This is a genomic window from Pseudohaemophilus parahaemolyticus (genome assembly GCF_938021905.1).
GTDB classification, from domain to species: Bacteria; Pseudomonadota; Gammaproteobacteria; order Enterobacterales; family Pasteurellaceae; genus Haemophilus_A; species Haemophilus_A parahaemolyticus_B.
On record NZ_CALIFA010000014.1, the window covers coordinates 1 to 15,325 of the forward strand.

A 15,325-nucleotide genomic window follows, 5' to 3' on the forward strand; every position below is an offset into this window, starting at 1 on the left:
CATACCAGCTGCAACTTGCAACTTAACGTATGCTTGGACTTTTTTTGCCATTTTTAAGTTTCCTCTAAGTGGGTGGTAACGCAAGCAAAGCTTGCTCCCCTATGATAAAAAGCACGATGTGCTACACAAAAATACGAGCCATATAAAATGGCTCGTAATTGGTAGCGAATTTTACCGAAATTGTGGCCGTTTTTCAAGCATTTCACAATAACAAAGCACAAAAAAGAAAACCAACCAAGCGGTCGGTTTTCTTTTTTGTTTTGCCAATTTTGAATTAACCGTGTTGTTTTTCCACTTGGTTGAACTCAAGCTCAACAGGGGTTGCTCGTCCGAAGATTGATACAGACACTTTAATACGTCCTTTTTCGTAATCCACTTCTTCCACTGTACCAGTAAAGTCTGCAAATGGACCCTCCGTAACACGTACGCTTTCGCCTGGGAAGTATTCGTTACGATGACGTGGTTTTTCTGCCGTTTCTTGTACACGGTTAAGAATACGGTCTGCTTCTTTTCTTGAAATTGGGGCTGGTTTATCTGCGGTACCGCCAATAAAACCCATCACACGTGGCACGCTACGAACTAACTGCCAAGTGTAATCGTTCATTTCCATTTCCACTAATACATAACCAGGGAAGAATTTACGTTCTGTTTTACGGCGTTTGCCGCCCACATTTTCAATGATTTCTTCAGTTGGCACTAACACTTCACCAAACTGATCTTCCATTTTATGTAATTTGATGTATTCACGTAAGGTTACCGCAACACGATTTTCAAATCCTGAAAATGCTTGGAGTACATACCAACGTTTTTTACTTGCTTCTGTTGTTGTTTCTACTTCACTCATTTTGCTTAGCCTTATAGATTAGTAATGAAATTAATTAATGCCACGATAATAGTATCAAAGCCCCATAATACCAGTGAAACTACGATACACATTGCAATCACGATGAACGTAGTTTGCGTTGCTTCTGGGCGAGTTGGCCAAATAATTTTGCGTAATTCGGTGCGAGATTCTTTCATAAAACCGATCGCTTTTTGACCTTGGTTAGTTATTGCTGCAACAGCAACTGCACCAACCACTAAAACCACTAATAATAACACGCGAACAACCAGTGCAAAGTGTGAGGCAAAATAAGTATTACCAATCGCCGCCACCGCTAAAAGCACAATCACCACAATCCATAATGTCGTATTTAAGCCCTTGCTTTTTACCCCTGCTTTTTCAATCTGTTCAGGAGCTTTTGTTTTTTTCTCAGTAGCCATATGAACCCTAAAATTTGTGTAGAAAATAGACGTCTAATTTTTTAAAGCGAGAGATTGTAGCATTTTTCTTAATTTTTAACACGATCTTTTGTAAAAAATATATACACTCTCTGAAAAAGGTTAAGCAAGAACATACCCACCATTTACCGATTTCACCACACCTAACAATTCCAAGTTTAGAAGTTCAACCAACAACATCGACACATCCATCTCCACCGCTTTGGCAATATCATCAATCGCTATCGGTTCAAGGCTAATCTGTTCGAAAATCTGCTGCTGGCAAGCGGTCATTTCTGGCAAAGTCTTTGCAACTGGCACGGCTGCCGATTTTGCAAAACGTGGCACAGAATCCACCGCTTGCGTTTCACCGTCAAACAGCTCTGCTTGCATAGGCTCTCTTTGCAACTGATATTGTACTGCTTGCAAAATGTCTTCAATGCTTTCCGTCAATAATGCCCCTTCTTTAATGAGCTTATGGCAACCCGCAGAATAAGGATTTTGCACTGCATTTGGTAGAGCAAACACCTCCCGACCTTGTTCCAAAGCATAACGAGCAGTAATGAGCGATCCGCTGTTAATCGTTGCTTCTACCACTAATGTGCCTAACGAAAGCCCACTGATAATGCGATTTCGGCGCGGGAAATTCTCGGCAATTGGAGGCTGATTAGGGAAAAATTCCGACACTAATGCCCCGCCAGTCTCAATTATCTGCTCTGCTAATTTTTTGTGTCGTGCTGGGTAAACCTGTGCCAAGCCAGAGCCAAGTACAGCAATTGTGGTGCCCTTTTCTGCTACCACCCGCTGATGACAAAAGCCGTCAATACCAATCGCCAACCCGCTTGTGACCGCAAAGCCATTTTTAACTAATTCCGAGGCAAAATAGCCTGCCCAGTATTCGCCATAATGGGAAAAATCACGGCTTCCCACCATCGCAATTTGCGGTAAGCTCAAACTTTCTACCGAACCTTTCACGAATAATACGGGCGGAGCGGTGCTGATTTGGCGTAGCAAAAAGGGATAATTATCATCAAACAAGGTCAGAATGCGGTTGTCCTCCTGCTCTGCCCACGAAAGTGCCACATTAATCCACGCCTGATCTGGCTGAAACCAACGCTGGATTTGCTTTTCGTTCCAACCCATTTGGCGAAGTTGCTGTTTGTCGAATTGGCAAAATTGGTCGAAGTCTATTTCCGCCAACAGGCGAGCGATTTTTTGAGCACCTATTTGTGGCACTTGCAATAATTTGAGCAGAGAAACTAGACGCATTCCGAAATAAAGCCTAGAAAAAAGGAAAATTTCCCTAATCATAAGAAAAAGGCTAAAATAGCCAACTAAATCTTTTAAAATTTTCGAGCGAGATCACAAAAATGGCAGTATTAGAGGTCGTTTTATACCCAGATGAGCGACTTGCAACGGTGTGCGAACCCGTAGCAAAAGTCGATGCAGAATTAAACCAATTTATCGACGATATGTTTGAGACGATGTACGAACACGAAGGCATCGGGCTTGCCGCACCGCAAGTAGGCGTATTAAATCGTGTAATTACCATCGACATTGAGGGCGATAAAACCAACCAAGTGGTGTTAATCAACCCAGAAATTTTGGAAAGTGAAGGCGAAACGGGCATTGAGGAAGGCTGTTTATCTATTCCAGGGCATCGTGCGTTAGTGCCACGCAAAGAAAAAGTGAAGGTCAAAGCATTAAACCGCCAAGGTGAAGAGGTGATTTACGAGGCAGATGGCTTATTTGCGATTTGCATTCAACATGAAATCGATCACCTCAACGGTGTGCTGTTCGTGGATCACATTTCCGCCCTCAAACGCCAACGTATTAAAGAAAAAATGCAAAAGCTGAAAAAGCAAATTGCGAGAGCGAAGTAAGTTTTTTTGAGACGATTCCTAAGCTTGTCGAAGGATAAGTCGAAAATGGAAAACAAATCAGCAACAGATTTTAACCATTTCTGCTGTTGAAATTTTAGGCGTAAATAAAAACCACCATTTAGGTGGTTTTTTTCGGTAATTAAAAGTTAAGATCTCTTTCCCTTCTAAAGATAATCCGCACTGCAAATATGCAAACGCTGATTGCTTGGCTCAGGCTGTTCGCCTAATAAAATAAGAGTAAAAATGAGGGTTCAATAAGTTTTCATTTTACCTTTCTTCCATTTCAAGCGGTCAATTTTCAGCAAAAATTTGCAAATCCGCCCTGTTCAACCGATAATATCCGCAATTTTAATCAGCATAAGGAAAATCTATGATTATCGTAACTGGCGGCTTTGGTATGATCGGCAGCAATATCGTCAAAGCCTTAAATGAAATGGGTCGCAAAGATATTTTAGTGGTGGACAATCTCAAAAATGGGGAAAAATTCATCAATTTAGTAGATTTAGACATCGCAGATTATTGCGATAAAGAAGATTTCATTGCTTCAATTATCGCAGGCGACGATTTTGGTGACATTGATGCGGTATTCCACGAAGGAGCTTGTTCAGCTACTACCGAATGGGACGGCAAATACTTAATGCACAACAACTACGAATACTCCAAAGAGTTGTTGCATTTCTGTTTAGATCGCCAAATTCCCTTCTTCTACGCTTCAAGTGCGGCAACCTACGGTGGTCGTTCAGATAACTTTATCGAAAAACGTGAATTTGAAGGCCCATTAAACGCGTATGGCTACTCAAAGTTCTTATTTGATGAATATGTTCGCAGAATCTTGCCTGAAGCAGATTCTCCTGTATGTGGTTTCAAATACTTCAACGTTTACGGTCCACGCGAACAGCACAAAGGCTCAATGGCAAGCGTGGCATTCCACCTCAACAATCAAATGTTGAAAGGCGAAAATCCAAAATTGTTTGAAGGTTCAGAAGAATTTTTACGCGATTTTGTGTATGTAGAAGATGTGGCGAAAGTGAATATCTGGGCGTGGCAAAATGGCATTTCAGGCATTTACAACCTTGGCACAGGCAAAGCGGAATCGTTCAAAGCGGTGGCGGAAGCGGTGATTAAATTCCACGGTAAAGGCGAAATTGAAACCATCCCGTTCCCAGACCACTTAAAATCACGCTACCAAACTTTCACTCAAGCGGATTTAACTACCTTACGTACAGCGGGCTACACAGGCGAATTTAAATCAGTTGCCGAAGGTACTGCGGCTTATATGGCGTGGTTGAATCGTTAATTATCATTAAAATACAAAACTCAAGCGATCAAATATGCCATTTCCTTTGCAAATTTGACCGCTTGCTGTTTGGTTACACTTTCTTTAAAAACTTAAACACTATTTCAAACTACCCACCATATCTTCTGGGCGAACCCAAGCATCGAATTGTTCAGCGGTTAATAAGCCTAAGTTAATCGCTTCTTCTTTCAATGTTGTGCCGTTTTTGTGAGCGGTTTTCGCAATTTTCGCTGCATTTTCGTAACCAATGTGGGTATTTAACGCCGTTACCAACATTAAAGATTGCTCTAATTGTTGTTTAATGCGTGGATAGTTCGGTTCGATACCTACCGCACAGTGCTCGTCGAATGATACGCACGCATCTGCTAATAATTGTGCAGATTGTAAGAAGTTTGCGATCATTACTGGGTTATACACGTTTAATTGGAAGTGACCTTGTGAACCAACGAATGAGATAGTGGTGTCGTTACCTAACACTTGCGCACAAACCATCGTCATCGCTTCGCATTGGGTTGGATTTACTTTACCCGGCATAATGGATGAGCCTGGTTCGTTTTCTGGAATTAAAATTTCACCGATACCAGAACGCGGACCTGACGCTAATAAGCGAATGTCGTTAGCGATTTTGAATAAACTCACCGCTAACTGTTTTAATGCTCCGTGAGTTTCCACGATTGCATCGTGTGCTGCTAATGCTTCGAATTTATTTTCTGCTGTTTCGAATGGTAAAGCGGTGAATTTTGCGATGTAATCTGCAACTAACACATCATAGCCTTTTGGTGTATTCAAACCTGTGCCTACCGCTGTGCCACCTAATGCCAATTGACGTAAGTGTGGAAGCGTGTTTTTCAATGCGATTAAACCGAAGTGTAATTGTGCGGCATAAGCCGAGAACTCTTGACCCAATGTTAATGGGGTTGCATCCATTAAGTGCGTACGACCAATTTTCACTACATCTTTGAATGCCTCAGATTTTGTTGCTAAGGTTTTTTGTAAGCGTTCTACCGCAGGAATAGTGGTTTCTACCACTTTTTTGTATGCGGCAATGTGCATTGCCGTTGGGAAGGTATCGTTTGAAGATTGTGATTTGTTCACATCGTCATTTGGGTGAATGATTGATTTTTCGCCCAATTTACCACCGTGTAAAACGTGTGCACGGTTTGCTACCACTTCGTTCACGTTCATATTCGATTGCGTACCTGAACCTGTTTGCCAGATAACGAGCGGGAATTGGTCGTCGAGTTTATTTGCTAGAATTTCATCACAGGCTTGTGCGATTAAATCGCGTTTTTCCGCAGACAACACGCCTAAATCGTGGTTAGCAAATGCTGCCGCTTTTTTCAAATAACCAAAGGCTTCAATGATTTCGTGCGGCATTGAGGCTTCCGGCCCGATTTTGAAGTTATTGCGTGAACGTTCGGTTTGCGCCGCCCAGTATTTTTCTGCTGGTACTTGCACTTCGCCCATAGTGTCTTTTTCAATACGAAATTCCATAAAATACTCCGTGAGTTGTGAAAAGGATTGAATAACAAATTTGAGTTATATAGTACCGATTTCGTGCGGATTGGACTATGGTTTTGTGTTGGTTTTATGATGTAGATCACATTTTTGATGAATGATAGAAGGCAACACCCTCGGCATAAGAAAAAACCGCCAGTAAAGGCGGTTCTATGTTAAATCTCGTGCTATCGGCGACCTGGGCAATGTTGTTGCTTGACAGTAGCACATTGCCTGATTGTCTTAATACAATCGGGAAGAGGTTAGTTGGTAGCTAACCCCGGCCTCCCAATATTGTATGCCTTACCTCATTCAATTTCAAACCTAACTTACTTCGCTCTCTTCGCACGCAACACGCGGCTAGCAAATAAGAATAAACCGAAGAGGAAGATCGCTAATCCAAGCACTTCTGCCACGCCTTCCCAGTTTTCAAGGTTTAAGGCAAGTGGTGCTTCAGAGCCACCTGAAGTAACGGAAGCAGCGATCACAAACGCTAACACCACACCCATCAAACTTTCGCCTACAATTAAGCCCGCAGAAAAGAGTGTGCCGAAACGTTCTGCTTTAGCAACTACTGCTTTATTACCTGTGCGTTTTGCATAGTTTGCAATATGACGGGTAATGAACCACGCTAAAAATGCCCCAATAATTACAGGCATATTGATTGATGGCGGTAAGTAGATACCGATACCCACAGCGATCACTGGTAAACCGATTTTCTTGTCGCTGATTTTTTTCAAGAAAGCATCAATCACAATCAACACTGCACCTAAACCCACACCGCTTAAAATGTAAGTCCATTCCAATTTATTTGAGAAAATCCCTTGTGAAATGGTGGTCATAATCGTTGCTTGTGGTGCAGATAACGCTTGTGCAGGATCCATATCAGGGCGAGGCAACGCACCGCTGAAGCCGTAAGCATGGTAGAGAATCTCTAACACTGGCGCTATTACCAACGCACCGACGAAACAGCCGATAATCAAGGCAACTTGTTGTCTCCATGGTGTCGCATGAACGAGCAAACCTGTTTTTAAATCTTGCAAGTTATCGTTTGAAATGGTCGCAGTGGTTAAAACGATAGATGCCGTGAAAAGCGTTAAAGCAGTCAAAAATTTCTGACCATCTACCGTTTCAAATAAACCTGCAGAGTTGCCGATAGTCACTAACACCAACGAAATCACGATCACCGAAATAATCCCGATACCTGAAATTGGGCTTGAAGATGATCCCACTAAGCCCGCCATATACCCCGAAGCTGCCGCGACGAAAAAGCCGATAAAGACTGCTAAGAAGGTACAAACCACCACCAATAACACCGCTAATTCTGGCGAAATTGGGGCAGCTGCGATAAAGTGATAAAGTGAAATCACAATCAAGGCAACCGTTGCGATTAAGATATAAATCATCGTTTTTGGCGAAAGGTCAATGTCAATGCGTTCCACCGATTCGCCCGCATTGCCTTTTAACATACGGAACGAATGCACCATCCCTTCAATCATCGGTTTCATCAAAATTAACAACGTCCAAATTGCTGCAATCCCAATGGTTCCCACGCCGATAAAACGCACTTTGGTTTTCCAAACCGTCATTGCTACATCCACCATATTCGCATCCGCTGCAATATCTGCGTGTGCGGTAAAATACGGCACGGCAACGCCCCAAGTAAGGGCTACACCAAGCAGCATCGCCAAACCGCCTACGATACCAATTAAGTAACCCGCACCGACTAACGCCAATGAGAAGCCCATTGGCAGTTGGAACATGGCTTTACCACTGCTTACCCACGCACTTGCACCATCTGCCACTATACGTAAGCCGTTAGTAAAAAAGGCGACCGTTGCTGCAAAAATCCCACCGTAAGCAATATCTTTCACGCCACTATCGCCCTCTCCGTGGTTGCCTGCTTTGAGAATTTCTGCCGCAGCCACGCCTTCAGGATAAGGTAAATCACTATTCACGACCATTGCACGACGAAGCGGAATGGTAAACAGCACGCCTAATGTACCACCAGCGGCACAAATCAACATTGTTTGCCAGAATGGAAAATCTTGCCAATAGCCCATCATCAACAAACCTGGTAACACAAAAATCACGGACGACAGCGTTCCCGCAGAAGACGCCTGTGTTTGCACCATATTGTTTTCAAGAATGCTGGAATCTTTAAAGAATTTCAGCACCGCCATAGAAATCACCGCAGCAGGAATGGAAGACGCAAAGGTCATCCCCACTTTCAGCCCTAAATAGACGTTTGATGCGGTAAACAGTACCGTTATCAACGCCCCCAACACCATCCCCCGTAGGGTTAGCTCTTTCAAATTATCATTATGCATAATACGTTCCTTTATCAAAAATAAACGGAGTTACCTTCTCAGAAAATGCTAGGTTTTTCAAGCCTTGTTTAAAGAAAATATCCCAAATTTTAGTAATGAACAAATTTTGTGCGAAAAAGCAGAGGAAAGTTTTTTCATTTGGAATATAACTATAAGCAATAAGAGTAACGCAGGCTTATGCTGAAATTGGTATTGCATTTCGAGCTTTCAGCATTGAGCAGTAGCCTGATTTCACACCTGGAGTAAAAGAGTAAAGAGAATAAAAGAAAAACCCCTTTGTGCTCAGTTCAAGATCACATTGGGGCTTTATACTGGAAATTTTATTTTAGAGAAATTAAATTAATTTTTCCAATCTCCACAAGTCTGCAAAATCAGCCCTAGCTTTAATCAAGTGGGCTTTTGCACCATCTACCAAAATTTCGACCGCTTGTAGGCGGGAATTATAGGTGGAAGACATAGTTGCCCCATACGCCCCTGCTGAACGCATTGCGATTAAATCGCCTTCGGCAATCGCTAATTCTCTGCCTTTGCCTAAGAAATCAGACGTTTCACAAATAGGGCCTACCACATCATAAACTGCCTTTTCGCGATCAAGCGATTGATTTACTTCGATAATTTGCATATAGGCTTCGTAAAGTGCTGGGCGGATCATATCATTCATACCCGTATCCACAATCGCAAAATTACGGTCTTCGTTTGATTTCAGATATTCCACTTTAGTCACTAAAATCCCCGCATTCGCACTGATCGCACGTCCTGGCTCTAAAATGATTTCCAAGTTTGGGTAATTTTCCAATTTTGCAAGCAACGCTTCCGTGTATTCGGTTGGATGTGGTGGCTCTTCACCGTTATAAGGCACGCCCAAGCCACCGCCTAAGTCTAGGTGATGTAGTTCGATGCCATCTTCTTTGAGCTGTTCCATCAACACGATTAAACGGTCGGTCGCATCTAAGAACGGCTGTAATTCGGTCAGTTGTGAGCCAATGTGGCAATCCATTCCCGTAATTTTCACGTTCGGCAAGGTTTTCGCTAAGCGGTAAACTTCACGTGCTTGTTGTACGCTCACGCCAAATTTATTCTCTTTCAAGCCTGTGGAAATATAAGGGTGAGTTTTGGCGTCCACGTCTGGATTAACACGCAGAGAAATTGGTGCGATTTTACCCATTTTGCCTGCCACTTCATTAATGCGGTGCAATTCAGGAATCGACTCCACATTGAAGCAACGAATACCCACGTCCAATGCACGCTCAATTTCACTGTGCGATTTTGCCACACCCGAAAAGACCACTTTTGAGGCTTCGCCGCCCGCAGCCAGTACACGCTCTAATTCACCCTGCGACACGATATCAAAGCCAGACCCGAGTTTTGCCATCACGTTTAACAGGGCAATGTTGGAATTTGATTTTACGGCAAAGCAGATTAAGTGCGGGTGCGAGCCAAAAGCGTTGTCAAAAGCGTACCAATGGCGTTCAAGCGTTGCACGAGAATAGATATAAGCAGGTGTGCCGTGTTCGCTAATAATGTCAGCAATTGCCACATCTTCGGCAAAAAGTTGTTGATTTTTATATTCAAAATGGTTCATATAGTTTCCGTTGTGTTTGTAAAAATAAATTGGGAATCGACCGCTTATTATTAGTTTTGGCTTTGTTGAACAGGTGCATTTTCTGGGAAATAAAGTGCACCTTTTACCCCACAAGCGGTTAAAAAACTTGCTAACATTGCAAGGAGAAGAAATTTTTTCATCATAAGTCCTAAGAAGATAATCCAAAAGATAAGGCGATTGTAAAGGAAAGCACCCGAACTAAAAAGCCTATTGCTATAAAGAATCGGTTTTTACGCACTCTCCACACTAAAGGCTATCACATCACGGATATGCTCTGCACCCAATGCAATCATCACTAAGCGATCCACGCCCAATGCCACCCCAGAACAGTCAGGCATTCCCGCTTCCAGTGAAGCGAGGAAACGAGTATCTAACGCTTGCAGTGGCAACCCCATTTTTTCGCGTTCAACATTATCCGCATTAAAACGCCGAATTTGCTCTTTGGTATCATCTAATTCGTGAAAACCGTTGGCAAGCTCTAAGCCTTTATAATAAAACTCAAAACGTTCAGCCACGCGATGATCTTCACTACTCACTTGGGCGAGTGCAGCTTGGGTCGACGGAAAATGATAAACCGCAGTGGGACGTTCTTTGCCGATATTGGCTTCTACAATTTCGCTAAATAAAAATTGTAATAAAGTATCGCGATTCTCATCGTCATCGCATTGGAAACCGTACTTGCGAGCTTTTTCGACTAATTGGGCTTTGGTTGCAGAAAGGGGATCTAACCCTACATAAGTTTGGAACACAAATTGATAGCTAAAAGACTCTGCAGGCTCACAGTCCAAAATTTCTTGCAATAAATCATCCACTTCGTTAATTAAACGGTACATATCGAAATAGGGGCGATACCATTCCAACATCGTAAATTCAGGATTGTGGCGTTTGCCTGCCTCTTCGTTACGAAAGACTTTACAGAGCTGATAAATCGCCCCAGAGCCTGCGACAAGCAAGCGTTTCATATGATATTCAGGGCTAGTCATTAAATAAAGGGGCCTTGTTTCTCGCTCAAAGGGCGGAAGAAATTGCGTTTGGAAGGTAGAAAGATGCACATCGGTTACCGAAAATTCACTCAGCACGGGCGTTTCAACTTCTAACACGCCGCGATCTGCAAAGAACTGACGGATATTTTTCATTATTTTCGCTCGCTTGAGCAAATTTTCAATCGGTGCGGTCGGTTGCCATTTTACTTGGCTTAAATCGGTTGGATTCATCGTTTCTCAGGTTATTTCTAAAATTGGTATTAGGGTAAAACAGCTCTTTTTATATTTCAAGCAGAAAGACAACCGCTTATAAAAATAAAACCACCCGAAGGTGGTGTGTCTTATTTTGTATTGTTTTGCTTTAATGCTTGCCAAATATAGTAAATATTCGCACCTGCAACCAACGTATTCAAAAATGCTACAGGATACGTAGGCAACAACAGCCCATAAATCACAAAACCAATAGCACCTAGCGTGTTAATTGTACGAAGTTTAACGACATCTTTCATAAAAAATGAACTTGCCACTAAGATAGACGCAACATAACCTAAAATTTCAATCGCATTCATTTTATATCCTTGATTCAAAAAAAGTATGTTGACATTTTACACGTTCTTTTTCATTTTGTCGGTAAGTATTTGAAAAGCAAAGGTTTGCGTGAGAGAAATTTACAAAAAAGCCCTGTAAATTTTCATTTGCAAGGCTCTTAGTATCTTTAACCGCTTGTGCAGTAGCATTATAGGCTTAATGTTAAGTACGCTACAACGACTGTGTAAACTGCTGATAATCCGTAGAAAATCACTCCACCTGCTGGGAGGTGTACTTTTAAGTCGTGTAAGCCGTGGTGAACACGATGCATACCTGCCCACATTGGGAAGATAGTTAATACTAAGATTACAAGTTTACCAATCCAAGTGTGTGCGAATGCGATAATGGTTTGTGCATCAACGATACCAAATGGTAACAATAATGCGAAGATTAAAATCACCACAGGGAAGAAGAACGCACTGACTGAGCCACCTGCACTAAAGAGTAACCATACTGGCGGTTCGTTTGATTTTACCGCTTTGTTAATAACGTCTTGTTTGCTCATATTTCACTCCTATAACGCAAGGGCTAATACGATGATGCTAATTACGGCGGTAATACCCCACATAATTTTTGCACCCGTTGCCACAGGTAATTTTTCACCTTTTACCATAATACCCAAGACTTGTGGGGTCATAATGAAGAGTGTTGCAGCGTGCAACAACATTGCCGCTAAACTTACAAGGTTTAAGATGATCACAATTGGATTTTTTAAGAAATCTACGAAGCTAGTATCAAATGTACCATTACCTAATGAAATGACACCATAAAGTAACACTAAACAGAACCAAACCGTTGGGATCGCCGTTGCTTCACGCACCATATAGAATTTATAAAAACCGACCTTCGTCCACCAAGTAGGTTTTACTTCACGCACATAGGCTTTACGTTTTGTTGTCATAACTTCCCCTTAACCTTTTGGTTTTAACATTGAAATAACATAGTCTTTCGCACTTTCTAATTTGCCTTGGTTAATCGCAGAAGCAGGACCTACGTGTTTTGGACACACTTCTGAGCAGTAACCAACGAAAGTACAGCTCCATACACCGTTTTGAGAACTTAATAACTTCATACGTTGTTCACGACCGTTATCACGGTTATCTAAGTTATAGCGGTGAGCTAAGGTTAAGGCAGCAGGACCGATAAACTCTGGGTTTAAACCAAATTGAGGGCAAGCGGCGTAGCATAAACCACAGTTGATACACATTGAGAATTGACGATATTTCTCAAGCTGTGCTGGAGTTTGTTTAGTACGTTGTCCCTCTGGCGTTTTATTATCAATAATGTAAGGTTGAATTGCTTCAAGGCTATCAATAAAGTGGCTTAAATCCACCACTAAGTCGCGTTCAATCGGGAAGTTTTGAAGTGGTTCAATACGCATATAACCGCTGTAGTCACGTAAGAATGTTTTACACGCTAATTTTGGTTTGCCATTTACCATCATACCGCAAGAACCGCAGATCGCCATACGGCAAGACCAACGGTAAGAAAGCTCTGGTTGTAACTCATCTTTGATGTAGTTTAATGCATCTAACAATGAAGTTTGACCATCAAATGGCACTTCATATTTTTCTAAATGTGGTTCGCTATCCACTTCTGGGTTGTAACGAAGCACTTCAATCGTCATTTTTTCCATAGCTATCCCCTATTTTTGTTGTGCCGCTTTTTTCGCTGCTTCTTGTGCTGCACCTTCTGCACCGTACACACGTTTTGCAGGTTGAGATTTGGTGATTTTCACATCGCTATATTTGATAGTTGGTTTGCCATCTGCATTGTAGAATGCTTGGGTGTGTTTTAAGTAGTTCACATCATCACGTTCTGTGAAGTCTAAACGTTGGTGTGCACCACGAGATTCTTTACGTTCAACCGCAGAGCAAGCGATAGATTGTGCTACGTCTAAGATAAAGCCAAGTTCGATTTTGTAGAGTAAATCGGTATTGAATACGCTTGATTTATCTTTCACGCTAATGCGTTTATAACGTTCTTTAAGCTCTTCGATTTTGTTAACCGCACCTTCCATACCTTCTTGTGTACGGTAGATACCACAACCTTCTTCCATTGCATCACCCATTTGGTTACGAATGTCTGAGTAAGATTCGTTACCTTCTTGGTTCGCTAATGCGGTTAAGCGTGCAACTACATCTTTCGCTTGTGCATCGATTTGTGCTTGGTTTGCAGGACCTGCTTCTAACGCACGGCGTGCCGCATTTTCACCCGCCACTTTACCGAATACCACAAGTTCAGCTAATGAGTTAGAACCTAAGCGGTTTGCACCGTGTAAGCCTGAAGAAGCACATTCACCCACTGCATATAAACCTTTGATTGAGGTTTCAGCATGCATATCCACTTCAATACCACCCATGGTGTAGTGAACCACTGGGCGCACTGGGATTGGTTGAGTTACTGGATCCACACCTTCATACGCACGAGCTAATTCGCAGATGAACGGTAAACGTTCAGTTAAATGTTTTTCACCTAAGTGACGTAAGTCTAAGTGAACCACATCCACGCCTTTTGCAGTTTTTAAAGTGTTACCTTTTTTCCACTCTTGCCAGAATGCTTGAGAAACTCGGTCACGAGGGCCTAATTCCATATATTTGTTTTCTGGTTTGCCGATTGGGGTTTCTGGTCCTAAGCCATAATCTTGTAAGTAACGGTAACCATCTTTATTGACTAAGATACCACCTTCACCACGACAACCTTCGGTCATTAAAATACCTGTATTTGGTAAGCCTGTTGGGTGATATTGTACGAATTCCATATCACGTAATGCCACACCGTGACGATATGCCATTGATAAGCCATCACCAGTTACGATACCACCATTAGTGTTGAAGCGATAAGTTCGGCAACCACCACCTGTTGCGATAACCACTGCAGATGCATTGATTTGCACTAATGTGCCTTCCATCATATTCATTGCCACACAACCGCGTGCTTCGCCATTGTCGGTTAAAATATCTAATACAAAGTGCTCGTCAAAACGCACGATGTTAGGGTATTTCATTGAAGTTTGGAAAAGTGTATGTAAGATATGGAAGCCTGTTTTATCGGCTGCAAACCAAGTACGTTCGATTTTCATCCCACCGAAACGACGCACATTTACTTCACCATCTTCACGACGGCTCCAAGGGCAACCCCAACGCTCTAATTGAGTCATCTCAATTGGAGAATGCTCGACGAAATATTCAACAATATCTTGCTCACATAACCAGTCGCCACCGCCTACAGTGTCGTTAAAGTGGTTATCGAATGAATCGTTATCTTTAATTACTGCTGCTGAACCACCTTCTGCTGCCACAGTATGGCTACGCATTGGATAAACTTTTGAGATTAAAGCGATTTTTAAGTTCGGATTTGCTTCTGCTGCTGCAATTGCGGCACGCAAACCACCGCCCCCTGCACCGACAATTGCGACATCAAAATTAACACTTTTCATATGCACTCCAAAAAATAATCATAGGTAAAAAGCGTGTTCATTCTGACACTTTAGAGGTATAAAAAAAAGGAATTTCACATTTTTTTAACAAAAAAATTTTGCTTTTGTGATCTACTTCAAAAAATAAACAATAGTGAGAATTATTATTAATAATTAAGAGGTTAAATTTATATTATTTCTTCAATTCAATGCCGAACAAATCCATTTTTAAACCATATATTCTCAAAACCAGATAGAAATAACATAAATACAGAGCCATACTCCTATATTAAGAAACATAACATTGACTTAGTTTAAAAAAGAGGTATGTTATAAAAAACTATCATTGACACAATTATTAAATAGCATAAGATTTGGATTACTTCGTTGTATTTTCTATCAGAAAATATCTTACTTAAAAATATAATATCAATTAATTTAACCATACATAATGGTACAAAAATAA

The 15,325-nt window shown here is 41.7% G+C and carries 15 protein-coding genes; 2 read left to right on the forward strand and 13 right to left on the reverse strand.

Annotated features, from left to right (window positions below):
- Positions 1-274 precede the first annotated feature (274 nt).
- From nusG to dprA, 3 genes are all read right to left on the reverse strand, one after another.
- Positions 275-844 (reverse strand): transcription termination/antitermination protein NusG, encoded by a 570-nt coding sequence (gene nusG / locus QMF79_RS00865; RefSeq protein WP_119222353.1) that lies wholly within the window; start codon positions 842-844, stop codon positions 275-277.
- Between the two features lie 11 nt (positions 845-855).
- Positions 856-1,263, reverse strand: coding sequence for a preprotein translocase subunit SecE (gene secE / locus QMF79_RS00870; RefSeq protein WP_281772388.1), 408 nt, complete (start codon positions 1,261-1,263; stop codon positions 856-858).
- A gap of 120 nt (positions 1,264-1,383) precedes the next feature.
- Complete coding sequence (dprA, locus tag QMF79_RS00875) at positions 1,384-2,529, reverse strand: DNA-processing protein DprA (RefSeq protein WP_281772389.1); 1,146 nt, start codon at positions 2,527-2,529, stop codon at positions 1,384-1,386.
- 101 nt (positions 2,530-2,630) lie between these two features.
- Here dprA and def point away from each other — a divergent pair, with 101 nt between their 5' ends.
- Both def and rfaD read left to right on the forward strand, forming a co-directional pair.
- Complete coding sequence (def, locus tag QMF79_RS00880; RefSeq protein WP_281772390.1) at positions 2,631-3,143, forward strand: peptide deformylase; 513 nt, start codon at positions 2,631-2,633, stop codon at positions 3,141-3,143.
- A 370-nt stretch (positions 3,144-3,513) separates the two neighbouring features.
- Positions 3,514-4,440: an ADP-glyceromanno-heptose 6-epimerase gene (gene rfaD / locus QMF79_RS00885; RefSeq protein WP_281772391.1), complete on the forward strand. Its 927-nt coding sequence runs from the start codon at positions 3,514-3,516 to the stop codon at positions 4,438-4,440.
- A 99-nt stretch (positions 4,441-4,539) separates the two neighbouring features.
- On the opposite strand, the gene fumC is transcribed toward rfaD, so the two are convergent.
- From fumC to frdA, 10 genes are all read right to left on the reverse strand, one after another.
- Positions 4,540-5,934, reverse strand: coding sequence for a class II fumarate hydratase (fumC, locus tag QMF79_RS00890; protein ID WP_281772392.1), 1,395 nt, complete (start codon positions 5,932-5,934; stop codon positions 4,540-4,542).
- 332 nt (positions 5,935-6,266) lie between these two features.
- A complete protein-coding gene (locus tag QMF79_RS00895) occupies positions 6,267-8,267 on the reverse strand; it encodes an OPT family oligopeptide transporter (protein WP_281772393.1) in 2,001 nt (666 codons plus the stop codon).
- 334 nt (positions 8,268-8,601) lie between these two features.
- Entirely contained in the window at positions 8,602-9,849 is a 1,248-nt protein-coding gene (lysA, locus tag QMF79_RS00900) for a diaminopimelate decarboxylase (protein ID WP_281772394.1), read from the reverse strand.
- A gap of 50 nt (positions 9,850-9,899) precedes the next feature.
- On the reverse strand, positions 9,900-10,010 hold the full coding sequence (gene lptM / locus QMF79_RS00905; RefSeq protein WP_281772395.1) for an LPS translocon maturation chaperone LptM: 111 nt from the start codon (positions 10,008-10,010) through the stop codon (positions 9,900-9,902).
- Between the two features lie 90 nt (positions 10,011-10,100).
- Positions 10,101-11,084 (reverse strand): elongation factor P--(R)-beta-lysine ligase, encoded by a 984-nt coding sequence (gene epmA, locus QMF79_RS00910; RefSeq protein WP_281772396.1) that lies wholly within the window; start codon positions 11,082-11,084, stop codon positions 10,101-10,103.
- Positions 11,085-11,194: 110 nt separating this feature from the next.
- A complete protein-coding gene (locus QMF79_RS00915) occupies positions 11,195-11,422 on the reverse strand; it encodes a YgjV family protein (RefSeq protein WP_111428051.1) in 228 nt (75 codons plus the stop codon).
- 167 nt (positions 11,423-11,589) lie between these two features.
- Entirely contained in the window at positions 11,590-11,946 is a 357-nt protein-coding gene (gene frdD / locus QMF79_RS00920; protein WP_281772397.1) for a fumarate reductase subunit FrdD, read from the reverse strand.
- A 9-nt stretch (positions 11,947-11,955) separates the two neighbouring features.
- Entirely contained in the window at positions 11,956-12,342 is a 387-nt protein-coding gene (frdC, locus tag QMF79_RS00925) for a fumarate reductase subunit FrdC (RefSeq protein WP_005705970.1), read from the reverse strand.
- 9 nt (positions 12,343-12,351) lie between these two features.
- Positions 12,352-13,077: a succinate dehydrogenase/fumarate reductase iron-sulfur subunit gene (locus QMF79_RS00930; RefSeq protein ID WP_281772398.1), complete on the reverse strand. Its 726-nt coding sequence runs from the start codon at positions 13,075-13,077 to the stop codon at positions 12,352-12,354.
- A 9-nt stretch (positions 13,078-13,086) separates the two neighbouring features.
- The gene (gene frdA, locus QMF79_RS00935) at positions 13,087-14,880 is read right to left on the reverse strand and encodes a fumarate reductase (quinol) flavoprotein subunit (protein WP_281772399.1); all 1,794 of its coding nucleotides are present in this window, start codon (positions 14,878-14,880) and stop codon (positions 13,087-13,089) included.
- Between the last annotated feature and the right edge of the window lie 445 nt (positions 14,881-15,325).